Annotated in this window: 26 protein-coding genes; 10 read left to right on the forward strand and 16 right to left on the reverse strand. The window is 46.2% G+C overall.

Translation table 11 applies throughout. The features are described 5' to 3' along the window. The 14 genes from EVJ32_RS04500 to EVJ32_RS04560 form a co-directional block, all read right to left on the reverse strand. On the reverse strand, positions 1-468 hold a 468-nt coding region (locus tag EVJ32_RS04500), incomplete at its 3' end, for a hypothetical protein (protein ID WP_201740684.1). 24 nt (positions 469-492) lie between these two features. After that, entirely contained in the window at positions 493-1,875 is a 1,383-nt protein-coding gene (locus EVJ32_RS04505) for a terminase (protein WP_131456960.1), read from the reverse strand. A gap of 300 nt (positions 1,876-2,175) precedes the next feature. Continuing rightward, positions 2,176-3,036 (reverse strand): LAGLIDADG family homing endonuclease, encoded by an 861-nt coding sequence (locus EVJ32_RS04510; RefSeq protein ID WP_131456962.1) that lies wholly within the window; start codon positions 3,034-3,036, stop codon positions 2,176-2,178. A gap of 348 nt (positions 3,037-3,384) precedes the next feature. Beyond that, a complete protein-coding gene (locus EVJ32_RS04515) occupies positions 3,385-3,672 on the reverse strand; it encodes a hypothetical protein (RefSeq protein ID WP_131456964.1) in 288 nt (95 codons plus the stop codon). Then, positions 3,672-4,523 (reverse strand): hypothetical protein, encoded by an 852-nt coding sequence (locus EVJ32_RS04520; RefSeq protein ID WP_131456966.1) that lies wholly within the window; start codon positions 4,521-4,523, stop codon positions 3,672-3,674. The genes EVJ32_RS04515 and EVJ32_RS04520 overlap by 1 nt, the downstream gene beginning before the upstream one ends. A 12-nt stretch (positions 4,524-4,535) precedes the next feature. Then, complete coding sequence (locus EVJ32_RS04525; protein WP_161568769.1) at positions 4,536-5,723, reverse strand: metallophosphoesterase family protein; 1,188 nt, start codon at positions 5,721-5,723, stop codon at positions 4,536-4,538. 2 nt (positions 5,724-5,725) lie between these two features. Further along, entirely contained in the window at positions 5,726-5,920 is a 195-nt protein-coding gene (locus EVJ32_RS04530; RefSeq protein ID WP_131456970.1) for a YonK family protein, read from the reverse strand. A 1-nt stretch (position 5,921) separates the two neighbouring features. Then, on the reverse strand, positions 5,922-6,083 hold the full coding sequence (locus tag EVJ32_RS16165) for a hypothetical protein (protein ID WP_161568770.1): 162 nt from the start codon (positions 6,081-6,083) through the stop codon (positions 5,922-5,924). Positions 6,084-7,395: 1,312 nt separating this feature from the next. Further along, positions 7,396-7,659: a hypothetical protein gene (locus tag EVJ32_RS04535; RefSeq protein WP_131456972.1), complete on the reverse strand. Its 264-nt coding sequence runs from the start codon at positions 7,657-7,659 to the stop codon at positions 7,396-7,398. Between the two features lie 440 nt (positions 7,660-8,099). After that, positions 8,100-9,350 (reverse strand): PhoH family protein, encoded by a 1,251-nt coding sequence (locus EVJ32_RS04540; protein ID WP_131456974.1) that lies wholly within the window; start codon positions 9,348-9,350, stop codon positions 8,100-8,102. Positions 9,351-9,363: 13 nt separating this feature from the next. Further along, the gene (locus EVJ32_RS04545) at positions 9,364-9,654 is read right to left on the reverse strand and encodes an HU family DNA-binding protein (protein ID WP_161568771.1); all 291 of its coding nucleotides are present in this window, start codon (positions 9,652-9,654) and stop codon (positions 9,364-9,366) included. Between the two features lie 168 nt (positions 9,655-9,822). Beyond that, positions 9,823-11,265, reverse strand: coding sequence for a hypothetical protein (locus tag EVJ32_RS04550; RefSeq protein ID WP_131456977.1), 1,443 nt, complete (start codon positions 11,263-11,265; stop codon positions 9,823-9,825). Beyond that, positions 11,258-11,461 (reverse strand): hypothetical protein, encoded by a 204-nt coding sequence (locus EVJ32_RS04555; protein ID WP_131456979.1) that lies wholly within the window; start codon positions 11,459-11,461, stop codon positions 11,258-11,260. Before EVJ32_RS04555 ends, EVJ32_RS04550 begins: the two co-directional genes overlap by 8 nt. Beyond that, a complete protein-coding gene (locus EVJ32_RS04560; protein ID WP_131456981.1) occupies positions 11,458-13,818 on the reverse strand; it encodes an AAA family ATPase in 2,361 nt (786 codons plus the stop codon). Before EVJ32_RS04560 ends, EVJ32_RS04555 begins: the two co-directional genes overlap by 4 nt. 150 nt (positions 13,819-13,968) lie before the next feature. Between EVJ32_RS04560 and EVJ32_RS04565 the strand changes: the two genes are divergently transcribed. Then, on the forward strand, positions 13,969-14,988 hold the full coding sequence (locus EVJ32_RS04565; RefSeq protein ID WP_131456983.1) for a tyrosine-type recombinase/integrase: 1,020 nt from the start codon (positions 13,969-13,971) through the stop codon (positions 14,986-14,988). Between the two features lie 16 nt (positions 14,989-15,004). Here EVJ32_RS04565 and EVJ32_RS04570 read toward each other — a convergent pair whose 3' ends face one another. Next, positions 15,005-16,369, reverse strand: a complete 1,365-nt coding sequence (locus EVJ32_RS04570; protein ID WP_131456985.1) for a hypothetical protein — start codon at positions 16,367-16,369, stop codon at positions 15,005-15,007. Between the two features lie 592 nt (positions 16,370-16,961). Between EVJ32_RS04570 and EVJ32_RS04575 the strand changes: the two genes are divergently transcribed. From EVJ32_RS04575 to EVJ32_RS04610, 9 genes are all read left to right on the forward strand, one after another. Further along, positions 16,962-17,495, forward strand: a complete 534-nt coding sequence (locus EVJ32_RS04575; RefSeq protein ID WP_131456987.1) for an AAA family ATPase — start codon at positions 16,962-16,964, stop codon at positions 17,493-17,495. 21 nt (positions 17,496-17,516) lie between these two features. Further along, a complete protein-coding gene (locus tag EVJ32_RS04580) occupies positions 17,517-17,792 on the forward strand; it encodes a hypothetical protein (RefSeq protein WP_131456989.1) in 276 nt (91 codons plus the stop codon). A 345-nt stretch (positions 17,793-18,137) separates the two neighbouring features. Then, on the forward strand, positions 18,138-18,287 hold the full coding sequence (locus tag EVJ32_RS16170) for a hypothetical protein (RefSeq protein WP_161568772.1): 150 nt from the start codon (positions 18,138-18,140) through the stop codon (positions 18,285-18,287). 97 nt (positions 18,288-18,384) lie between these two features. Further along, the gene (locus EVJ32_RS04585; protein ID WP_131456991.1) at positions 18,385-19,221 is read left to right on the forward strand and encodes a prohibitin family protein; all 837 of its coding nucleotides are present in this window, start codon (positions 18,385-18,387) and stop codon (positions 19,219-19,221) included. Next, a complete protein-coding gene (locus EVJ32_RS04590) occupies positions 19,221-19,625 on the forward strand; it encodes a hypothetical protein (protein ID WP_131456993.1) in 405 nt (134 codons plus the stop codon). The genes EVJ32_RS04585 and EVJ32_RS04590 overlap by 1 nt, the downstream gene beginning before the upstream one ends. Further along, positions 19,625-19,909 carry a hypothetical protein gene (locus EVJ32_RS04595; protein WP_131456995.1) on the forward strand — a complete coding sequence of 95 codons (285 nt, stop codon included), beginning with the start codon at positions 19,625-19,627 and terminating at the stop codon, positions 19,907-19,909. Before EVJ32_RS04590 ends, EVJ32_RS04595 begins: the two co-directional genes overlap by 1 nt. Further along, positions 19,906-20,226, forward strand: coding sequence for a hypothetical protein (locus EVJ32_RS04600; protein WP_131456997.1), 321 nt, complete (start codon positions 19,906-19,908; stop codon positions 20,224-20,226). The genes EVJ32_RS04595 and EVJ32_RS04600 overlap by 4 nt, the downstream gene beginning before the upstream one ends. Continuing rightward, on the forward strand, positions 20,226-20,717 hold the full coding sequence (locus EVJ32_RS04605; protein ID WP_131456999.1) for a hypothetical protein: 492 nt from the start codon (positions 20,226-20,228) through the stop codon (positions 20,715-20,717). Before EVJ32_RS04600 ends, EVJ32_RS04605 begins: the two co-directional genes overlap by 1 nt. A 425-nt stretch (positions 20,718-21,142) precedes the next feature. Further along, positions 21,143-21,595, forward strand: coding sequence for a hypothetical protein (locus tag EVJ32_RS04610; protein ID WP_145983586.1), 453 nt, complete (start codon positions 21,143-21,145; stop codon positions 21,593-21,595). Between the two features lie 692 nt (positions 21,596-22,287). Here EVJ32_RS04610 and EVJ32_RS04615 read toward each other — a convergent pair. Then, complete coding sequence (locus EVJ32_RS04615; RefSeq protein ID WP_131457003.1) at positions 22,288-22,503, reverse strand: hypothetical protein; 216 nt, start codon at positions 22,501-22,503, stop codon at positions 22,288-22,290. Positions 22,504-22,623 lie beyond the last annotated feature (120 nt).

Below are 22,623 nucleotides of genomic sequence, written 5' to 3' on the forward strand. Positions count from 1 at the left end.
CTCTTTGATGTTGTCGATATCAAGGTCTCCAAGCGACTTCGGAAGGGGAGCGGTCTTCTCGATCCACGCATAGGCATACTGTTCGCCGTCGATGAGACCGCCCATGAGGACGTCTCGCACGAACGACTTGTCACGGATCTGGTCTGCGAAGGTGTTCGCCTTCTCGATATTCTTCGGTACGTTCTTCTTCTCGTTCTTGGTGGCGTAGGCCACGCGGTCGAGTGTCGGGAGTGATTTCATGTAATCGATGACGTTCGTGTAGACGCCGTTTCGCGAGTACATCCGACGGGACAGGCGTTTGATTTGACGGTGGCTGGTCATCGGGTTGTTGATCCATTGTCGGATCGTCTCGGGACTCTCTTCGCCAAAATACACTCTGTCCGCGCCTTGCGACGTCAAGAGGTCGAAGAACGAGTTGAATTCGTGTGTCTCTTCCGGTAGTTCCGGGTTTTGTGCGGTTTCTGTCATTGTTTCACCGCCTTTCCTGATTGATTAGTCGAAGAACAGTCCGTACTCGAAGTCGGAGTCTTCGGCTTTGAGCTCATCCTCTAAAATAGAGGCGAGCAGGTTTCCGTAGGCGAGGGAAGAATATCTGTCCTTACGCATACGGCCTTTTTCCTTGAGACGGATCTTTCCGTTCAAGATCTCGTACTCAAGGTTGATCATCTCGTTGATGAGTGCGGTCGTCTGAAAGAACGGCGCTAACATGCGCGCTTGCGTCTCTGAGTCGATTTTGTCGAGCTCATATTTATCTTCCAGGTAGTCCCGTCCCTCGAGGTCGTTCGCAAGTAGTTCGATTTTCCCGTTCTCGATTGCGGCACGAAGTTTCGTGGCGATCGTATGGTTGATGTCGACCGTTGCTTTGACCGTATAGATGACCGGGAGAGCCATCGAGGGAGCTCGTTCGGCCAACGCTTCGTCATTGTCCGACTTCCACGCCTCGTATTCGCTATCCCTCTCGTCGTCCCGTGTAACCTTGATCAATTCGTCATAGACCGACATCCCTAGACCGAGGGCATCGAGAACCGCCCAATCTGCTTCGAAATCATAAAAAAGACGCTTAAACATAAGCGCCTGGTAGTCTGAGTTTGCCCCGTTCAACGAGTAGATGTTGACGATCTGTCGTTTGTACTCGCCGCCGTTAGGAAGCAACCGGATCAATGTGAAAATCGAGTTATCGTTATCTTTACCGCCGCTAAGGGCGACGTCTAGCGAGATGATTCGTTTCTCTCCGTTGACCTTCGGTATCTTCATCTTGGCGACACGTTTCACCGACGACGCGATAGTAGCCTCGTCAAAGAAGATGGCCGGTTTCAAGACTTTCCGACACTTTTGCATGTCTTCGAGACGGAAATAAGCTTTTTCTGACGAACCGTAGAACAGCGCCTCGTACTCCATCGAGAATGCGATAGGGTCGAAGTCATCCTCTTGCATCACCTGTTCGATGAACTTCGGCGGAAGCAACCCCTCATGGATCGAGAGGTTGTACTCGAGGTTGACGGCGCAATAGTCGTCGTTCCCCTTGAACATCTGATAGGCGATCGCCTTCCATTTGTCGTACACCCAATTCGATCGATAGTGAGCGGACGTCAGGATGATCTCTGCGTTCGGCTCGACGGGGTAGTCTTTGTATTCGGTCTTGTTCTTGAATCCTGGAATCCGCTGAACGTTCAAGAACGGACGGAATATTTTGGTATAATTCTCTGCCTTCAAAAGAATCGCTTCATCGGCCACCAATACCTGAGCACGAACGCCTCGGGCGTTTTCGTTGTTCGGTACGACGGTGATGGACGATCCGTTATGGAAGAATACGTCGATGTTGCCACCACTGGTTTGAATCTTTTTGATCTCACGGGCGATATTCGGGTACTGCATGAGTTCCTTCTCTATCTTCTCCGTGACAATCATCTTGGCTTGCCCTTTGGTCAGTTTTGTTATCGCATGGGCTTTTTATCCCTTGCTTCTACGCCTACATGGTCTCGGCGTAGCTCAGCATACATCTTCACCCTCTAGGGGTGTCGGAGACTCGTGCCGGAATTATATTCTTCTTTGCGAAGGTTCATCCGGTATGCGTTACGATGCCGCCTGACTTTTAATCCAGGCGATTATCTCGGTATTGGGACATCAAACCATATCCTTTTACCGATATTCCCCGATCATAATCTCGGAGATTGCTCACCGAGACGGCGCCGGAAGATTAGCGTCGAAAAGTTCTTTCATGAACATAGCTTTCTTGAATTTTCTATCTAAGTGAATTTTCGAGTTGAAGTAATGAGCGTTTAAAAAACGAACAATATCTTCTCTTCTTGTAATCATTAGTTTATCGTTGTTTTTTCGTTTGGCATAAATACTCGATTTAATACCTAGCGAATCAAAATAAACTTTTAATTCGTTGAGAACGACATCTTTATATCCCACGATTTCAACAGCGTAACGATACCGCTCATATCCCCGTTTATCTCTTCCGAACGACATATAAAGAGAACCATCTCCGTCAACAAATCCTCTAACGAAATGTTTCATCATCGCTGGGTTGATGCCGGTGAGACTCATCGCATATGTTTTGTTATGACCTATCCCGTAAGAAATTATGTCATTACATAATTCGGTTGAATGTATGATAATTTCGCAAGAAGGATATTCTTTACCATTAGACTTAGCTATTTTTTCTCTAACTGGAACATTAGCTTTGATGGCGTTTTTAAATTTCTCAAGATGACCCTTATCTTCGCCCTTTAAGGTTATTTTTAACGCCTTTGCCCCGGTCTTATCAATGATACAACCGTCTGCTGCGATAAACCCTAACCAATACGACTTTTCTTCCGAGTCAATGACTTTAAAGAAATCTTTGTCATAATGATACCGAACAGTCATTCGAGAATATTTGGTATCGGTGATCCCCAAGGATTTGATTTTATGTCTCACGGATATTTTCGATCTGTTAAGAACGTCTCCGATTTCCTGAGCCGACATGTTTTTTGCATTTTCACTTAGATACAATTCTTCTTCTTCAGTCCATTTTTTAACTTTTCGCATATATCTCCTTATTCACCACTAACGATTGCTATTTTACTTTTTGGGAAAAGCACACATCTCGTAATACAGTAAATCGCAGTCAGGAAGGATTTCACTTTTGTTATCGCAAAGGCTTTTTATCCTCTGCTTCTATATCTACATGGTCTTGATATAGGTCAGCATATATTTTCTTCTCGTCTAGAGAAGCCAAGGACTCGTGGGCGTCACTATGTTCTGCCAAAGCAGTTTCAGACATGCCTATGCGTTACGATATCACTCATCTTTTAAAACGAATGATTATCTCGGTGTTGGGAACGTGCAATCCATATCCTTTCACCGATATTCCTCGGTTTTCCATACTAGATCGCTCTAATAGGGGGCGAATCCACCCAATCCCCTGGCCGCGATGAACGCGGTGATACTACTGTGGAACATCATATAAATCAAAATCATCTGGAACAGCTTTAAGTCGAGACCGAAATAATCTTTGATGAAGCGGTGTGGGTTTGCTCGATAGAAAGAACCCCATACCAAAAGCCCTTCATTCAATCTGTCGGCCTTGTTTTTAGGAAGACCGTCTTTTCGCTGCTTCTTCTCGCGAGAGTATATGTTTCCTCCGCGCTTGTCTTTGTTTCTGTTGACTTGAAACGCACCCATTACTTGTCACCATCCAAAACGGACTCGATATCGTCGTTCTTCGAACGGAGGTCGAGCGCTCGTTGCATCTGGTTGGTGAACCATTTAGTCATGTATTTCTTGATCCCGTCCACATCCTCGAAGATGTCTAATGGCTCGGGGATAGGACGCTCGTTCTCGATCTTCTCCATAAACTGACCGAAAGTGGCCGTGGAATTCTCGTCAAAACCGGTCTCCTGGAGTGGTTTGATACGGGCATCACCCATTTGGCTCGATGCCGTTCTTTGGAGTTTTTCGTACTCAGATACATTTCCGTTAAATAAAGCTTCGTCTGATTTATGCAATGTGATCACATAGCTTCGATAAAGGTTTCTTTTGACCGGTGTATCCGCCTCGTAAGCACTCAACATCTCTTGATACATCGCTTCTAGTTTGATCTTCTCTGCCGAACTGAAACCGACCCACCGAGTCTTACTTGCCTGGCTCAACTCGTCGTCATCTTCTGATTCGGGGAACTCCGAGTCGTCCCATGTAAGGTTCGACATGCTGCTGATGCTGATGGATTTGAAGTAGTTCCCTAAGACCGCTTTTCCTTCCGAGCTATTTTCTGCCGCAATCCACTTGTCTTCGATAAACGGTTTGTCCATCCGTCGAAGCGTGTCGTAGACCGATACCTGGCTCGTCTCGTCAAACTGGTCTAAAATACATGTTTTACAGGTCGGGAATAGGGCGTCAGAATGATACGGGTTGGAGGATTTATAGTATTCGCTATATTTCCTCTCCTCACCGCAACAGGTACACGTCTTCAGCGTCCCGTTCTTCACCTTGCTGCTCAGACCCTTGAATTTGTCTGTGTTGACCGGTCTTGCCATGTCTGTCACTCCTTAATTGAAGCGCAGGTTATATGTACAGAGTCGTCCGAGTTCACGCTCCCACACCATGAATTTCTGATGGGGGATGCTTGTCGCCCGAATGTCTTTCGCAAATTCGTCCACACCCGAGAGTGTGCCGTTTTGAATGATGTCAACGCCGTGAACTTCTTTTTCGAAGTGGTGGTGTCGATGTCCAAGGAGAACGGCAGCCGGTTTTCGGCCGGTCATGAGCGTCAAGTTCTCGACCACGTTGTTCGGTCGATCCTTGTGACCATGAACCCCGTACACTAAGTCTCCGCAAATGTTGATTTCACACAATTCTTCATCGATTTGATTCTCGTGGAACGTCACACGAGCGTTGTTCTCGAGACGTGCTTTCACGTACCAGTGGATGATATCCATGAAACTCTCAGAAGAGAGCGTCAAGTCTTTCTGTGGTGTGATGCGGTCGTGGTTGCCTCGCACACAGTAGTAGTCGATACTGAAGTGCTCGGATAGTTCGTTCACGACCTCGGCAAGCACCTCTCCGACACGCATTGTCTGAATCGATACGTTCTCCGTGTTTTCGATACGGATCGTCTGATGGATGAGTCCTGAAATCATGTCGCCCAATACGGCCACATGCAGACGCTCGATCCCGTTCTCGATCCCGTGTTGGATCACACGGTTCTTGAGGTAGGCGACCCGTTCGAAGAACACGTTGTTGTCGAACTTGTTCCATGCGTTGTTCGCATGTGTCCCGAAGTGCCAGTCCGAGAAGACCGTGAGACCTTCGCGTTCCGATACGACGGGAACAGAAAAGTCTTCTTGGATGAGCGGTTTGCTCTGTGCAAGAAGACGGATCTCATGAAGCATATTCGCTTTCATCTCTTCGACTCGAGCCTCGTCACGCACATAACCTTTGTAGATACGGCGTTGGTCTTGCACCCGAATCTTTTCTTTTTCGAGCTCACGACGTTTGATTTCGAGTTCTGCTGTCAGATCGTCAAACGATACCGACTTGTCTTCCGCATATCTCATACCTTCTTGGAAGGCCGCATATTTCTTGCGCCACTTCGACTCGCCGTGATCCTTGCCAAACTCTTCGTTCAAGATCTGTCCGACCTCTACCCAACTCAGACCGTATTGATCCTTGTTCGAGCAGATGCGGACGAAATAATCTTGTTCGGTCTCGTCGCTCAATCGTTTGATTTCAATCATCATTAGTCCTCCGAATCTACTGGTTCAACGGTCGTTTTCTCGGTGATGCTGATGACGACTTCTGCGTCATGGAAACGTTTCAAGACTTCCATGAGGTCGTATTCGAACTCACCGGCTTTCGTGATTTCTGTGACGCGCATCGTGCCGACGTCCAATGATCCTTTAAGTGAAACCGAATGTTTGATCTCTGCTGGCATCTCAGACCACCTCCGATTCAAAGGTGAAGTCTTCGACCTTTTCGAGCTCGTCTTTTACGATATCGAGTTGCTCTTTGATCTCCGTGTTGCATTTGTGACCGGCTTTCTGAAGCTCTGCAAGAACCTCAAGGAAGCGGAGTCGGTAGTTTAATTTTTCGTTCATCGTTCATCTCTCCGTTTCTATGTATGTTCTAATGTTAGAATATATAAGTTCTATAATTAGAAGATTAATGTTCTAACGTTAGACTATTTATGTTCTAATGTTAGAATTTTGTTTGCAAAAAAAAGACTCGCCCTAGTCCGCATCGTTGATAGGCGTGGCGAGTTCATGTCTAATTCAATTGCGGAGAGGTCTCCCTAACCGCTTTAGTCCGGGTGTGGTACAGGACTTTGCTCTGGTGTCGACGAATCGACATGATAGTAGAATCGAATGAAGGGGAGTTTGTTGGCCAGGTTTCCCACACCTCATTAGAGTTTTTTAGCCAGGTGTCTAATCACCTCTCGAATTTTATTTAGCCAGGTGTTTTGCCACCTCACGACATTCGATTCTAGAAAGGTGAGGGTTGACCCTCATGATAAAATGGCGCCTTTATTGGACGTCAAAAATGAAAATATAACGCCTGAAACCAAAAGTGACGTCCCACGTAGTTGTGGCTTTTTCGTCAGGTTGCGAACCTGATCCGGTGATAATTTGTCCGCAACGAGGCAGGACGATGTATGCACTCAATTGTGCGGTGCGCTAGGCACAAAATATAAAGACCCGACGAGGTTCGCTTCTATGCTAGGCGTGTCGGGTTCCGGTAAATCAAATAAGACCCCAAAGGGTCGTGACAAATTTCTTTGCCACCAAATTGGTCTTTACAAATCAAATTTGCACCACTTAAGGCGCGGGTTATCCAAATGAGGACACCCTCAATATAGAAGGCTCGAAGTGTTTCGCATATTCAGAGGCGTTTTCGAACTACTGTTCTAAAAAATAGATGACGCCCCGTCTACGCCTTAGGGGGATAGCTTTCGTAGCATTGTTTTCCTTTTTTCAAAGCCGCTACGCCGGAGCAGGTTTCATCTCTAACCCGCTAGTTTTGAACACCCATTCGCCCACACAGCCTTTTGTCCGAAGTCTCGTTGACAGTCGATTGGATCGATACAAGATGACCTTCGGGGGTCTGAGTAGGAATTCTGGATGCCAAATTTGATAAAAACTCGGCTTACAGCCCGGGGAATGATAGACAGGCCGAGTTTTTATCAATAAATACGCTGTATTGTGTGTCTTCGCCTTGGCGGACAAGCAAATTAATCAGCGTTGACAGCCGTGGCTGTGAAGTAAAACGGGCCACTTAACTTGTTTTGAAGTTATCCTTCTAGCAAGCCACCTCTGGGACTTTGTTGAGGTCTTTCCTCTAATGTTGAGTCTTCACGACTCACATATCCGAAGATACGCATCTTTAATGTGGTGCTGACTAATCAGCATGATATTAGTTTTTGCAGCAACAAGGACTTTCGACTTTAAAACCTCTTGCTTTAACCCGCTCGGCTTGAATGTCGATAGGTTGATTTTTATTTTCTTCGAGATCTTTAATGTGGTTTTCGAGTTCTGCAAGACGTTGCTTATATTCGCCTAAGTAATCTTTACGGTTTTGTAGCAACTCTTCCTGAAAATTAATCTCTGACTCTGTACTTCTAATTTCAGCATTAATACGTTTTGCTTCCCTTTGCAGAGTGCTAATCACGGCTTTCATCTTCATCATCCTTTTCTCTTTTATTGGTTTTTAGCGCTCAAATCAGCCTTTTCTAAGGCTAGAACTAAAAATAATCCGCGCACACCTATCTTTCAAGGCGGCGCAGATGTTGGTCGGTCAGTCCGACCTGCTTCGAAATCTACCTAGCTAGGTTGCTGTCTTTCTGTTTTTAACGTGGAGCTCGGCTGCACCACTATTAAGTTGTGTGTGATCTTTGAGGGTGGCCGCGCGATAAGCACGACCAATTCCCTTGTGATGCGGTATGAATAGTTGCCCGCTCTAACCGAACTCTGCGAGCCGTCTGCGCATGACAGTTTTCCTTGAGACGACGGATTTCCGACCCAATGTCGTACTCTCCTCAGACACATAGCCCTACGCATCTGCGCCCATTCTCAAAAGTGGCTAATCCTTCGAGAATCGCGGTATGTATGATTTATGATTTACAACTTGTTCGCAAACATCTTACATGTCTCAGAACGCTCATCTTGCGTGAGCACCACAATCGCACATTGCGGATCGCCTTTAAGTTTGTTCACGGCCTCGATGATGCCCGAAGATTTCACGAACGCATCGTTCGTTTGAGCGAAGTCGCCCGTAAAGACGATCTTCGAATCCTTGCCGACACGCGTACCACAGTTTCGAATTTCTTTTAAACTCAAATCCGAACACTCGTCCACCAAGATCAATGTCGAATCCATCGATAAGCCTTTGACAAAGCTGATTTCGTGTTTCGTGAGCTGTCCGTTCTCCGACATATGTACAGGGTCTTGGATAGGGTCGTCTAAATGTTGTACGAAAGTCTCGTAGAACACGCCCATCTTCTCGTCCATGTCGCCAGGTAGGAATCCGACGCTCGATACATCTGCTTTACGCATGAGTGCGATCCGACCAAAGTCGCCTTTTCGAATCGTTTTCTCTTGCGCCATCTTCACCGACATCATCGTCTTGCCTGAGCCAGCCAATCCTAAGATGAATACCGATGTGATATCCGGGTTGTTCAAAGCATCCAACGCACAAGCTTGTTCGGCGTTACGCGGTTTGACGACACGATATTCGGGGAGTTTGATTTCCACGAACGACTCGCCGTTCCAACGTCGCACCATCTCTTTGAATTTCTGTTGTGACGGGTCGTCGATGATAACATATTGGTTGATCTCCAACTTCATCTCATCTGCCACCGTCTTGTCGTCCATCCATACTCGGTCGATCAACTCTGCTTCCACGTCATCGTTCGGGTCGAGTTTTGTATATCCCTTGTATGAATACACATCCGTCGACACTTGCTGAAGCTGTTTTACTTCGACTCCGAATCCATGCGCTTGAATCCCGAGCAACATATCTTCCGTAATCAATCCGTACTCAGGGTTTTGAAGCAGACACTCTAAGAATTGGTTGTCCACATACTGTTCATCATATTCGCCGTGTTCAAGTAGCTTGTTCAATCGATAAGGTTTCGTGTTGTACTCGAGACGGTCTTGATGTAACGTCAACCAATGCTGTGCGACACGCGCACGATAGGCTAGGTCACTCGACCGTGACGACTTGTGTTTCTCGATCTCTCGTAAAAGCATGGTCGTCACGACGACCTCATTCGGATTCAAGGCGCTGATGTTATTCAGCACCACATTCGTATCGACTACAAACTTCTTCATCTTCGTTTCGGTCGTCATCATGTTATCCCCGATCATCATCGAATTTTCGTCGTCAGTTAAACTTGTCTTTCACCTTGTTTGAAGGTCTAAATGTAACCGTCTGTTTGTCTTGCGTCACCACGGGTTCTCTTGTCTTCGGGTTTCGTCGGATCGTGCCTTTTCGTGTCTTCACTTCGAACGTGCCGACCTCGGCAATCGTAATCTTCTCTGCTGTCTTCAGTTCTCTGAAGAGCGAGCGGAACACCGTGTTGATAATATCTGTCGTCGTCGGAATATCTGCGCCGATGTCTTTCGCCAAAATCTTGGCGAACTCGGAGCGGTTCATCGCTTTCTTTTTGCTCATCGTAATCATCCATCCTGTCATCGTTTAATAGAAGAAGAGAGACGTGCGTCCACATCTCTCTTCGGTTTTTATGTATGCGGTAAAATAATCATTTTACTTTTTTATTTAATACCCTTCATAACTAAGGGGGAGTTAGACAAGAAATATTTCACATTTCCACCTAATCCCTTATGAATTCGAGCATTTCTTACAAATTGTTCGGAATCCGTCTTTTGAAGATGTGTTTTTCTGGAAATAACGGTCGTTAGAGATCAGCTTTGTCTCTCCGCACTTCGTACACGTCTTGTATTTTCCTTTGAGTTTGTGCGTGTACACATGCTCGTCGACCTCTTCAAGATACGTCTGATGGACTTTCTTCGGAATCGAAGAGTTGACCATGCGGTTGATTACCACGGTCGACAACCCAAGCTTCTCGGCCACGGACGATTGTGTCTGCGCGTCGATCAGGAGCGAGCACACGTCACGCTCTTCCGTCGTGAGTGGTGCTTTGTCCAGGAGTCGCTTGAATTCCCATAAGAGCCAGTACCAATCAGACGTATAGTTCCCGTCGTACTTGTCCCATAGCTCGGCATACATCGTGAGGAGCGGTCGGTACGTCTTCAAGTCGCCAAGCGATATGGCGTTCGTAGACACCTCGACGATCTCACCGTCTTCCTTCTCGTAATATGTATTCGAGTTGATGTCGTACACCGGTTTACCGGCGTCAGGGGAGAGTGTGACCGTCTTGACGAGTTGACGCTTCATGATCTCGTACTCACCTTTGACGCTCGAGTACGTCTTCCGAAGAAGGTTGTACTGTCGCTCGGGCGTGAAGTGTTTCGGCAACTCCTTGCCCTCAGACTCCTTCTCGATCGCCTTGATCGTGTTCTGTCTGATGATGTCCTGCATATCCTTCGTCTCGTTCACGCCGAGATAGTAGCGCATGTAGTCGATGTCGCGCTTGAAGTCCTCGAACACCTCTTGCTGCGTCGTCACCTCGCCGTGGTAGAAAGGGATCTCGTTGCCTTTCTTGTATGTATCCCAATAGGCTTCATCAAGATACTCATCCGCCAACTTGAAGGACGAACGCTTACGCTTCATATCCAACTTCTGTTCGCTCGTGAGCTGCGTCTTGCCTGTCGCCTCTAGGACGGAGAAGTCGTTCGTGAGGACTTCGTGAGCGGTATCCGTGACACGCTTCATATAGTCGTACTCACGGGGGCGCTTCTGGAACACATGGTCTGTGCTCTCTGACAGTGATTCTAAGAATGCACGTTCCTGCTCTTCGCTATCGAACTTCGTGAACAGGATGTAGTCCGCAAGCGTCGCGAGTGTCTTGTCTAGCGTCTGGTCTTCCGAAAGGAATGATGACGCCTTCTTGTGCTCCTTGATGATCGTGCGTTCGGCCGACATGATGTCCTCGAGGAAGTCTACCTCTCCCAATAAAGAGGAGACGAGCTCGTTTCGCTCTTCCCCGTACTTCGAGAGGTAGTTTAGCTTCGAGTGGACGAGTTCGCGCAACGCCTGGATGTCGCCTCGTTCTTCGAACGGGCTGTCACCGAAACGCATTCCCTCGAAACGCTTCGGCAGTTCCATCCCGTCGATGATGATCGTTTCTACTTCTTCACGCACGACCAGCACCTCCGTATTGCTTCGACCATTCCACGAGGGCAGAAGACAACTCTTCTGTCACCTCGAAGATCGAAGCAGGGCGTCCGTCGAATTTCGGGTCTTCATCGTATGTACGGATCTTGGCGAGAAGCGGGTAGACCTTTTGTGAACGTAGGAACTGATATTGTTTGAGTGATTTGCAGACATAAAGTTTCATTTTGAATTATCTCCCTTAATACTTTTTGATTTCGTTAATTTTTCTGAAATAAGTTCACCGAGCATCGTCTTCCGTTTGATGCTGCCGTCCCGTTTGACGCTACCGTTGATAGTGTAACCCGTACCGATGATGACGAGTCGTTCTCGTGCTCGCGTGATCGCCGTGTAGACGAGTTGGCGGTTTAACATATATGTATTCGACTTGTCGGCCACGAAGATGACCGCCTTGTTCGACGACCCTTGCATCTTATGGACAGTCATCGCGTACCCGAGAGAAGAGTTCTTGAAGAGCTTTCTTTCCCACGCATACGTAACGCCGTTGACGTCGATATAGAGCGTCTTCGAGTCAAGGTGGATACCGACGACCTTGCCGATCTCGCCATTAAAAAGTTTTGCTTTGTCTGCCGACTTTTCAAGTTTAGCCAGAGGCGGCATCGTCTTCTTCTTAATGATCTCTTGTGCTGTCAGTTCGCTGTCCGGTTGCTTTACAAACAAGATCTGCTGGAACGAGTGATACAGAAGGACATTGGGCGTGTTGTCTGTGATGAGTATCGGGTCTCCGATGCGATATGTATATCCGGCGAACTCGATCTCAGGTGAAATCGGATTGTGAGGGTTGAACTCGTTCTGAATCTCTTTGTTTAGTTCTTGGACGCCGATATCTCCTTTGTTCGTAGGGGAGATGACCGTGATGTCCGATAGGTCGATCTTTTCTGTCAGCTTCTTCATATAGACGATGACGGCCTTCTTGATCTTTTCTTTCGACGTCTGATGGAAGATGGTGTCCGAGCCTAGCCGCGAAGCACCGTTGTTTTCAGACACGAGCTTCTGCTTCTGACGTGCTCTCGTGGCGAGATCTAAGATACCGCCTTCCGCTTGACGGAAGACCTTGGTGAGCTCGATCGTCTTGACACCGTTTTGCGTGAGGTCAAGGAGAACCTTTCCTGCTCCGACCGATGGTAGCTGCTCGGGGTCTCCGATAAAGACGAACCGTTTTGCGATCCCTTTGTTCTTCGCGATGTGATACATGATCTCTGTGTCGGTCATCGAAAACTCGTCTGCGACGAACACTTCTTCGTTGATCGCATAAGGTTCTTTATCGTCTTCCTCTGCCGTAAAATCCTCTTCTATGAAGGCGTCCGAATATTCGGCGTCCTTCTCGTCTTTGTCGACACCGATACCGAGCTTGCTGTGAAGCGTTCCTGCCTTGACCCCGGTATACTCTTGCAGGAGTTTCGCTGCACGTCCGGTAGGGGCTGTGAGCGTTACCGCCCATCCAGCGCTGTCGACCATCTGCACGAGCGCCTTCTGAAGCATCGATTTACCTGTTCCTGCGTATCCGAGCAGGCAGACGATGGTATGATCTTTTACCGCATAGAAGAACTTCTTCTGCTGTTCGGTGAACGTCACCTCGTTCTTTTTCTCGAACTGGACGATAAACGCATCCACCTGCTCGTCGTTCAAAGGAAACTCGTCGACATCTCGGTTGACGTAGTCTGCGATAAACTCTGAGGTGAACGTCTCGCGGAAGTAGGTGTTTTGGAACGCCACCGTCTTACGCTCCTCGTCGATATGGATGTCGTTTCCGAGGTTGACTTCGTTGATCCGTGAGACGGGGATCGAGAGGAGGTCGAACATCTCGTCGATAAACGCCTTCTTACTCATATATGTAGAACCTGATTGTTCATTTTCTTTCGTTATGTATCGTGCGGCCGAAGTGATCCGATAGACGCTTTCTTCCGGCACACCCATCTTGAGGGCGATCGGGTCGACCGTCTTGAAGCCGAGTCCACGGAAGTTCGTGAGCACATATGGGTTGTCTGCGATGATCTCTAGCGCTCTATCTACGCTACCGTAACGTTTGAGGAGTTGTTCTCCCATCTGCGCGTTGACACCGAAGTTGGTGAGTTTGGCCGAGATGATCGCTCCGCCTTTTCGGTTCTTGACCTTGTTGACCAACGTATTGTAGTTCTTTCTGCCAAACCCTTTGACTTCCTCCCATCGGAGAGAGTCTGTCTCGACCTCTTTAAAGATATCGAACGGCTTCTTGTAGACCTCCATAAACTCTTTGACCTGATTCTCGGTCAAGAAGAGACTCATGAGCGCCAGTTTTTCCTGCGGTGTCTGCGGACTTCGCTCCACGAAGCTGATGGGCTCATATTGCTTGCCATACGTAGGGTGCGACGTCTCTTTGACATAGCATTCGACGACCATGCCCACTGAGAATTCCGGCATGTAACCCTTTAGTGTCGCCCGGGTTCTCGTATCGACTTCCTTGGTTTGGTAGATATAGAAGCGTTTGTCGTCCGATACATAGCTGATCTTGGTGATTTCAAGTTGTTTTGTTTCTTGTTTCAATGAAAAATCTCCTCTCAATTTCGTTCTTTATTTCTATATAAAATATACCATATCTAAATCAAAAAGTAAAGCGTCTTAGGGGTTGACACGAAATCAAAAAATATGGATAATAAAGTTATCAACAACTAAGCATAAGGGAGCGGATCGACAATGGAAGCCATCAAAACAGTAGCGTTGAACACGACAAACATTCAGAGCAATATCCGATTGTTCTTAGATAAGAAGGGGCTCAACTCCGATCAGACACGACGGGCATATGAGCGAGATATCGAGGAGTTCTTCATCTTCTCGAAGAACAAGGCTGTCTCCGGTCTATTGGAGTCAGACGTATCGTTCTCGCCGCAAGACGTCGACAAATATCTCGTCCATCTGTCGGAGAAAGGGACTGCCTCGTCCACGATCAATCGTAAAGTCGTCTCTGTACGCTCTCTGATGCGCTACCTTGACCGCTTGGACGGATATGACATCAACTTATCGGCGTTCGATACCGGCTCTGTGAAGGGCGCTCAGAACTCGTATGGGGTGCTCACGTATGAAGAGACGGAGATGATGGCGAGCCGTGTCCTGTCTCACCGTAACGGTCAGATGAAGGCCGCCCTCATTCGTTTGGCCGTGGTGACGAGTTTCCGCTTGGATTCGCTCTTGCGATTGACGAAGACGGACTTTATGAATCAGCGAGGCGTGTGGACGGTGACAACGGTGGGGAAGGGCGGAGAACGTGATACGAAGGCTATCCGTGACGAGTTGTACGAAGAGATCCGCATGATCATGATGTTTAAAGAGGACGATGAGCCGATCTTCAAATTGTCTCCTGGGACTGCGTTGAACATGGTTAAGGGTCTGTCTGAGGAGATGGGGGTTCCGAAAGAGCGCAATATCACGTTCCACTCGCTGAAGAAGGCCGGTGTGACAGAGGTGTGGGTGCAGACGGGGTACGACGCTATGAAGACGAAGAAACAGGGGGCGCACAAGAACTTCTCTACGACAGAGCGGTACATCGAGAACAACGAAGACTTCTCGCAGTCACAGAGCCTCTTGATCGGAAAAGAGATTGACTTGTCTATGTTGGACGGGCTGTCTAAAGACGAACTGCTCGAGTTCATCAACGGCATGAACCGCAGCGTGAAGATGCAGATCAAAAATGAGATCAAGAAAAAAGGGATGGCGTAAGCCGTCCCTTTTAGTATTATACAGAGAAGTCGTACAGCTTGCCGAGCGCTGACTTCTTCTCGATTTTTCGTTTCATTCTCAAGTGAAGAGGCTTAGGATTCGAAAGGTAGAATTTGTCTACGTTACCGATCACCTCGGAGTGTTTGCCGCTGATGACGTCTCGAAAGTACGCACCTTGCTTAAGGGAAGATGAATAAATTTCAGCAGCACTAGACCACTCCCCTCCCATCTCATTCACCTCTTCAAGCTTTGCGTCTTCTATTTTGAGAAAGTTGTTGAATTTGTCCGAAATCTTTTCAGATCGATTTTCGATTGCAATCTTTTTGTTCTTCTGAAACGATTCAAGAATTTCTAGATACTCACCATCGCGCTTTTTGCCTGAGTAGTTTTCAATAAGCAGTTCGGCCGATTGTTTTGGGTCGCAAAACGGAAGAATTTTTTTCTTGATATATTTGATCACCGTCGGAGGCGTCGCCTTCATGTAGAAGCTTTGCTTTTTGTAGACGTATACGACTTGACGAGGACATCCGTCTGGATCAGGGTCTAGTACCGTCTTCATAGCCTCTTCGATATCTTCTTTACATTTATCAATTTTTTCTGCCTTATGCTTGTTGTTGTATTTGATGTCGCTATATGTAAGGTCGTTATCTACAATCAATTTTCTTCTTGTTGACAGAACTTTCCCCATTTCTTCTGCGGTAATCGCCTGATGGATAGATCCGGTAGGTTCGTACTCGACGAACAATTCTCCGTTCTCATCAATGTACTGGACTTTTTCGTGCTTGATCACAAGCGCCCAATACTCATCTAAACTGCCAATGATTTTTGATTTCAGTAGTCGGTTGAAAGACGACTCCATGTTTCTACGGACTGTGTCGTGGAAATCGATGTAATCACTAAACACCTTGTTTTGTCCTGCCTCGATCACGTTCTCGTCGATCAGATCGTCAATCTGCATCTTCTTATGAGATTCATCGAAACGGCTCAGATAGGCGTCGTGCATACTTCTCGTCGCAATACCCATCTCGACCATCCATGACGCTACGGTTCTAGGTCTAAACGCGCTTGGCGACTCAGTACCTTCAAGATACCCGATGATAGCCATATCTAAGTCGTAGCTATAAGGTACGCGCATATTACTCCCGTTAAGCATTCGGTCATCCTGTCTGTCGGAAACCTCGCTCTTTTTACCTGACAGTCGGTAACAAATAGATCTTCCTTCTTTGACTCGTTCTACATTAGAGTAATGTTGTTCGAGCGTTTTGAATAAAGACTCCTCTACTCGTTTCGATGTAAATCGTCGATATTTATTGAAGTGATCTTTCTGAGGTTTAGTACCATACTCTTCTACGGCCTCTCTCTTAGATAGAACTTTAACCATACCCTCTCCACCTTTACTTAAATGTTAAATTAATGATAACATAAATACTTTTTTATTTCAATCTTCTATGTAAAGCAATTCTTTGTATATGTATTTATAATAGGCATATCTTCTATATACAAGGATTTGCTTTACATTTAAAAACGCTCTATTCTTTTCCACTCAGCGTTCTGTTTCACAGAAGCGCTTCGTGTACTCAATTCGCTACGCTCATTTCGTTATATTTTTATTTTTATAGTCAATTATCTATATACCATATAGGTTTTTATGTAAAGCAAATCTTTGTATATATAAAACAATTATATATATATCTTTCTATACAAGGATTTGCTTTACATAGAACTTAATTAATCAATACTCAAATAATCATAACCAGCGAAACGAACGTAGTGAGTGTAGCACCCGAACTCTTTTTCGTCAGAAAAAGATGAGGGGTACTCTCTTTATAATAAGAATCCGATAATATGAAGATTAATGATCGACTTGATTGATTGAAATCAAAAAGTATTATATAATATAGAGGTAGAGGATTATTATCTATTATAGTAATCGATAGATAATAATCAATCATAATCGATAGGAGTGAAGGGTATTGAGAGTAGCGTTGATCGGTAAGATGAGAAGCGGGAAGTCTACCATCGCAGATCTGTTAGAGGAGTATTTGGGATATCAGAAGTTGTCATTCGGAACTCGTCTGAAGCAGTTCGCTCATGAGGTATTCGATGTGGATAGCGATGTGAAGCCACGAAAGCTGTATCAGGATTTCGGTCAGAAGGCTCGAGAGATCGATCCAGACGTTTGGGTGAAATGGGTCGAGCGAGATATGGGAGACAATCAGTTGGTTGTCATCGATGATCTTAGGCAGCCGAATGAGTATGAGTGGGCGAAACGAAACGGGTTCATCTTGTTTCATGTGAGATGTTCCGACGAGGTTCGGTTGATGAGAATGAAGAGCAAGGGTGAGGATGTCGATCCGAAGCTTTTGAATCACGAAACAGAACGACATATTGATGAATATACATATGATTACATATTAGACGGCGAGGTATCACCGCTAGAAAGCTACCAGGCGATCAAGTGGCTAGAAGCATACGGCGATAGTTTGAGCGGTTTGAATTCTAAATAAAAAAGTAAAGGATGATTAAAGATGGCTTATCCAAAAGACGAACAAGAAACGGTGATCGTATATGAGGCAGAGACGGGGTTGTGGAGTTTCTACTCGACTCACCCGCCTCATATTCGTAAGTATAAGGAACTTTTGGTCGACGCGACGATGACTGAGGATCAATACGGTATCAACTCGATCCGAGGGAGAATCGAAGATGCGAATGTACGAATCTCTAAGAAGCGTGTCATGTCAGAGGAGCAACGTGCAGCCTTAGCAGAACGTATGCGTAAGATGCGAGAAGCGCAGAACACGTAAGAATCGATTCTGAGAGCCACAGCGTAGAGAGTTATCAGGAGAAAACGATGTCACTAGTTTTGGATATACCTAGGTATTCGGAAAACGTTGGCTCTCAGAAACGCTTTGGATTGACAGGAAAAAACGACTATGTTGAAAATCGTTCAGCTTAGTGGGTCTTAGAGGGTTTTGACGCCGAGACCCCATCAATACTCGTGGCGTATATCCATAAATCGATTCTAAGCGTCAGAGCGCCTGTACGTGTGTACGTTAAACGACCTCATGGGGTTGAGTAAGGGTTAGGTATTAGTCTGGATCAGGTGTTCTTAAAACGCTGTACGAAAACACAAGAAAAGGGTGAGAAAGATGATGATGATTTTTGCTGGAACTGTTGTGATCGGACTGTTTGTTGGATTGGGGTTCTACCTCGGCCACAGTACGGGTTTCTATGACGGCTACGAACTTGGGTATCGGGATGGCAATCTCGGGTATCCACGAAAGCTTGGTGAAAAGTGATGCACTTATTCGTAACGGGTGTATTGGCAATATTGGTGATTGGAATCGTGGTATACGGGTTCGAAAAACTACTTACATACAAAGGACGGGATGAAGAATGAATAAGGGATTAGCAATCGTAGGTGGAGCAGTATTGGTATTGGGCTTAGTGGCAACACCATTCGTCGTCGAAAAGATCGAACCAGGTCATGTGGGTGTACATTACAAACCGTCTAACGGCGTTCAGAAAGAGGTCTTCCAACCAGGATGGGAGGTTGTCGCTCCTTTTGACAAGGTAATCGAGTATCCGACACGTACACAGACGAAATCAATCAAGGATTTAGTGTTGAGTACAAAAGACGGTAAGAACGTCACAGTCGACTTCTCTTACTCGTTCTCGGTGAACCCTGAAAAGGTCGTCGACTTGTTTAACAAGTATGGAGCTGTATCGGTGGATGATATCGCAACGAAAGGATATCTTCGTCAACAGTTGTTCGACGCAGCGCGCGATCAGGTTAGCAAGGTGACAGTTCTTGAGTTGTTCGGAGAGCAGTCATCGCAAGTTTCTTCTGACATTCAGGCACAATTTGCCGACAAGGTGTTAGAACTTGGATTCATCGTCGAAGACTTGTCATTGGGTGCTCCGAAGCCAGATGAGAAAACACAAGAGGCGATTGATGCGCGAGTGAAAGCGAGCCAGGAGTTAGACCGTAAGAAGACGGAGCTCGAAATCGCGAAGGCCGAATCGGAGCGAATCCTCGTAGAATCCGACGCTAAAGCGAAAAAGACCGTGATTGAAGCCGAAGCTGAAGCGAAGGCCAACAAGTTGCTCTCGAACTCGATCACACCTGAGCTCATCAAACTTAAAGAAGCTGAGGCGCGTCAGAAGCATGGTTGGGTCGAGATTCAAGGTGTCGCTCCGACGTTGACTCAAGAAGTAGAGAGTAAAAAGTGATGATCGACCTGTGGGAAGATTTCAAGCTTCACAATCAGTATGAATTTGACGAGAATACAAGGTTTCAACTCGAAGACCTCCGCGACGGCTATGACGGCTTGTTGCGGTTGGTCGATCGGGCTGAGTTTAACGAAGAAGAGATGTTGATGAAGCTTGACGCGAAGAACCATGCGATTGAGCAACGTAAACTCGAGCATGACTTCGTTTACCTGGCTGCATTGGTTCATTTTGATGAACCGGAGATGTTTTTTCTTCTGACGAGCGGCCTACATCCCAAGATTGCTCTTGAATGTGCGATCGCTCGGTGTAAGTGGATGAAGAATCATCCTGAGACGTTCGATCTGTTTGGTGCGTTTGCGAATCGGTTTGACTATGAGATGAATGCGAAGGGGTTGATGGAGTGATGAGAAAAGTGACGATGAATTCCATGTTGAAAGATTATGAATCGGTGCAAGAGGAAGTGGAATACAATTTCTTGATTGTTTTCGTTTCGGTAGATGGTGCAAAGCCTGAAATGATCGTAAACCCGCGCGAAAACGTGGATGCGAAGATGGTGTATTACCGCTCGGCCTACGACAACGACTTACGTCTGAAGGCGAACCCTAAGATTCAGATTGTGGATTATCAGTTTTCCGAAGGTGACATTTCGCTTAATGCACATTATCGAATTGGAGTTGGGGAGTTATGATGACAACCAAAGATAAGCTAAAATCATTGATTTTGATGCTAAATGAGGCGAAAACAGGTAAAATTGAGGTGTATCAGGCAGATTTAGCGCTTTTCGAGGGATTGATTGAAGATTTAGAAGAGAGAATTCGGCTCGAAAATGAGTCTTCTGACGAAGATTTGTGGTTCGTTTACCTGACTGGTGGCGAGGTGCAAGGTTTACATAGCTTACTGATGACACGACCGCTCGGACATATGGATAATTTGCGGAAGCAGGTTGAGAAGGCGTATGACACGATCAAGACGCATGATGATGCAGAGACGGTAGGTGGGCGCTGATGATGTGGTTAGCATTGTTGGTGGCATATGCGACGGGATTGACGGTGTATGCCGTATTCCTTTACTTAGACCTGGATGTTGTGACTGCTAGACTCGAGTCGAAACAAGAGAGATATGAGGAAGTTTTGGATGAGTTGTCGGAGTCCCGCTCCACTCTCCGAGACCTACAGGAAGAGTTGTATATCGCTCAGGCAGACTTAGAAGAAGCGAAAGAGGGAATCGGGGTATGGAAAGATCGGTATCTAGAGGCCGTCAATGCACATAGTTTGTTGGCAGACGAGCGAGAACAGTCCATCGGAGACCGTCATGACCTGGTGATTCTAGGAGATGACGATGTGTTTGTGGCTTACTATCACGGAGAGTTGGTGGTCGGTCAGAAGCGAATGAGCTTCAATGGATACGAGGATGATACATATCGGTTTGAAGTGACATTCGGGAACACCAAGGATGAAGGGAATGTGATTTACTTTGACGGTGGCGAGTATGAATAATAGTTGGTTTCATATGAAACAAAACAGAGATTTAGCGAAAGACGCTTGACAATCGAAATCAAAAAGTATATATTGTAATTAAGAGGTAGCGGAAACTACCTAAAAATTCATATGAGAATATGAATGATGTACTAGTATCGTACATACGTTTCGTTTTTCATGAGACGACCGCTCACTCGTTGCCATCGATAGCGGTCTGATCATATGCCTCCCTAGAGGGGTGAAGAGAGGTGTGATTCCTTTCGGGCATACCATACATACCGGATGTTTTTGTGACATTCATGATTTACCTCCTCCTTTCGGAAAGACCGTCTCCCTTACAGGACGGTCTTTTTGTTTGGATAAAAACACACCCCCCTCTCTAGATTAAATGAAAAAGTATTTTAATATTGGGAGATATAGGGTATGATAAGAGGGAGGAGGAGATGAAGATGTTTTTGATGTATCTGATCGGGTTGGTGTTCTTCGGGGGATTCTTGCTGCTGATGGTAGGGTCTTTTGCTAATTATATGGATTATAAACAGGAGAGCGAGATGGGTGCGAGGTTGGGTGACACTTTGAACGGCCGTCCACCGGAGAGAGCGAAGCCTGTCGTGAAGGATTGGGTTCAGGGGTTGCGTAAGCTAGGGATTGAGATTGCGGATGTGGAGACGTATGAGAGTGAGTTGCGGAGGGATCTGAGAGAGTTGATGAATGTGACGCTGCCTGAGATCGCGAAGATGGATATCGGTTTGGAGATGAAGGTTGAATATGGGGGAGTGATCAGGAGGGAAGTTGATGCTGTGATCGAGAGAGCGAAGCGAGAGAAGACAGACCGAGTAAAATCAGAGATTGACTATTTGGTGGGATATGGGTTGGGTGAGAAGGCTAAAAAATGAATGATTTCTCTGACAGGGTAAGGGAAAAGTGAGGTTTTGGGACTCCGAGAGGGGTTCTTTTTTGTGCGTGTATTTAGGAGTCTAAAAAAGTGAGTGAGGATAAGGGAAAATGAGGGTTTTAAGAGGGATGAAATGAGGAGAGATTTTTTGATGAGTTTTTTAAAGGGGCGAAAAAGTGAGTAAGGGTAAGGGAAATTAAACGATTTGACGATAACGGATTTTGAGGGAGAAAAGTAAGGCAGGGTAAGGGATTTTATATGATTTAAACGATCTGAAAATAGGGGCAAATGGTATAGTGTGGGGTTGGGGTTTGTGAGGGGGTTTGGGTATCGAATCGGAAAAAGGAGATATATGGATTTTGATATCGCTATAGGGGGAGGGGAGAAATGAAATTTGATATATGAGGGAAAAAGATGAGGTGTGGATTTGTAACTACTATCGGCCTATCCGAAGGATAGGACGAATGGGTGGATCTTTACTGTCCCCACCGTATTGTTGATAATGGATATTATCCACAATTTGAGATTGGACGGATTTTGACGTTTTTTGACTTGGGGCGACTTGGACGATGATGTCGCCACCACGCTCGGACGCTCACGTCTTCGGACAAAAGAAAAAACGCCACCGCTCGATGGCAATGGCGCTTGTCTATATATGGGCGCTCTAGCGTCCGTTGGGAATTGGTATAACATTCAGACGTTAACCGAATAGTCAACCTCGTTAACGTAACCCTCGTCGTCGTACTCGACCCACGCCGTCAAGTGTGCTTCTCCCACATCCTCCATCTCATTGACGTACACGCCCAACGTGTGCACCTCGTTGCCTTCGGCGTTCCAATCCTCGTTTAGCTTGATTGCCTCTTTAATAGTAAGTCCTTCATTGGCGAGCATTTGTTTGAGTTTGTTCATTTTTGTTTTCCTCCTTGTTTGTTGTACCCTTATTATCTCATCTGTCGAGATCTTTCCGCACTTTATTTTTATTTTTTTTATTTAATTAAAAAAGAGAAGAAAATAAATTTCTCCTCTCTC

Origin of the sequence: Exiguobacterium sp. SH5S4, assembly GCF_004337045.1 — a bacterium.
GTDB classification, from domain to species: Bacteria; Bacillota; Bacilli; order Exiguobacteriales; family Exiguobacteriaceae; genus Exiguobacterium; species Exiguobacterium aurantiacum_A.

Excerpts from the sequence above, each read along its gene's own strand:
- EVJ32_RS04505 (WP_131456960.1), bottom strand. The coding sequence starts at position 1,875 with ATGCAGTACCCGAATATCGCCCGTGAGATCAAAAAGATTCAAACCAGT.
- EVJ32_RS04510 (WP_131456962.1), bottom strand. The coding sequence starts at position 3,036 with ATGCGAAAAGTTAAAAAATGGACTGAAGAAGAAGAATTGTATCTAAGT.
- EVJ32_RS04515 (WP_131456964.1), bottom strand. The coding sequence starts at position 3,672 with ATGGGTGCGTTTCAAGTCAACAGAAACAAAGACAAGCGCGGAGGAAAC.
- EVJ32_RS04520 (WP_131456966.1), bottom strand. The coding sequence starts at position 4,523 with ATGGCAAGACCGGTCAACACAGACAAATTCAAGGGTCTGAGCAGCAAG.
- EVJ32_RS04525 (WP_161568769.1), bottom strand. The coding sequence starts at position 5,723 with ATGATTGAAATCAAACGATTGAGCGACGAGACCGAACAAGATTATTTC.
- EVJ32_RS04530 (WP_131456970.1), bottom strand. The coding sequence starts at position 5,920 with ATGCCAGCAGAGATCAAACATTCGGTTTCACTTAAAGGATCATTGGAC.
- EVJ32_RS16165 (WP_161568770.1), bottom strand. The coding sequence starts at position 6,083 with ATGAACGAAAAATTAAACTACCGACTCCGCTTCCTTGAGGTTCTTGCA.
- EVJ32_RS04535 (WP_131456972.1), bottom strand. The coding sequence starts at position 7,659 with ATGAAAGCCGTGATTAGCACTCTGCAAAGGGAAGCAAAACGTATTAAT.
- EVJ32_RS04540 (WP_131456974.1), bottom strand. The coding sequence starts at position 9,350 with ATGATGATCGGGGATAACATGATGACGACCGAAACGAAGATGAAGAAG.
- EVJ32_RS04545 (WP_161568771.1), bottom strand. The coding sequence starts at position 9,654 with ATGAGCAAAAAGAAAGCGATGAACCGCTCCGAGTTCGCCAAGATTTTG.
- EVJ32_RS04555 (WP_131456979.1), bottom strand. The coding sequence starts at position 11,461 with ATGAAACTTTATGTCTGCAAATCACTCAAACAATATCAGTTCCTACGT.
- EVJ32_RS04565 (WP_131456983.1), top strand. The coding sequence starts at position 13,969 with ATGGAAGCCATCAAAACAGTAGCGTTGAACACGACAAACATTCAGAGC.
- EVJ32_RS04570 (WP_131456985.1), bottom strand. The coding sequence starts at position 16,369 with ATGGTTAAAGTTCTATCTAAGAGAGAGGCCGTAGAAGAGTATGGTACT.
- EVJ32_RS04580 (WP_131456989.1), top strand. The coding sequence starts at position 17,517 with ATGGCTTATCCAAAAGACGAACAAGAAACGGTGATCGTATATGAGGCA.
- EVJ32_RS16170 (WP_161568772.1), top strand. The coding sequence starts at position 18,138 with ATGATGATGATTTTTGCTGGAACTGTTGTGATCGGACTGTTTGTTGGA.
- EVJ32_RS04585 (WP_131456991.1), top strand. The coding sequence starts at position 18,385 with ATGAATAAGGGATTAGCAATCGTAGGTGGAGCAGTATTGGTATTGGGC.
- EVJ32_RS04590 (WP_131456993.1), top strand. The coding sequence starts at position 19,221 with ATGATCGACCTGTGGGAAGATTTCAAGCTTCACAATCAGTATGAATTT.
- EVJ32_RS04595 (WP_131456995.1), top strand. The coding sequence starts at position 19,625 with ATGAGAAAAGTGACGATGAATTCCATGTTGAAAGATTATGAATCGGTG.
- EVJ32_RS04600 (WP_131456997.1), top strand. The coding sequence starts at position 19,906 with ATGATGACAACCAAAGATAAGCTAAAATCATTGATTTTGATGCTAAAT.
- EVJ32_RS04605 (WP_131456999.1), top strand. The coding sequence starts at position 20,226 with ATGATGTGGTTAGCATTGTTGGTGGCATATGCGACGGGATTGACGGTG.
- EVJ32_RS04610 (WP_145983586.1), top strand. The coding sequence starts at position 21,143 with ATGAAGATGTTTTTGATGTATCTGATCGGGTTGGTGTTCTTCGGGGGA.
- EVJ32_RS04615 (WP_131457003.1), bottom strand. The coding sequence starts at position 22,503 with ATGAACAAACTCAAACAAATGCTCGCCAATGAAGGACTTACTATTAAA.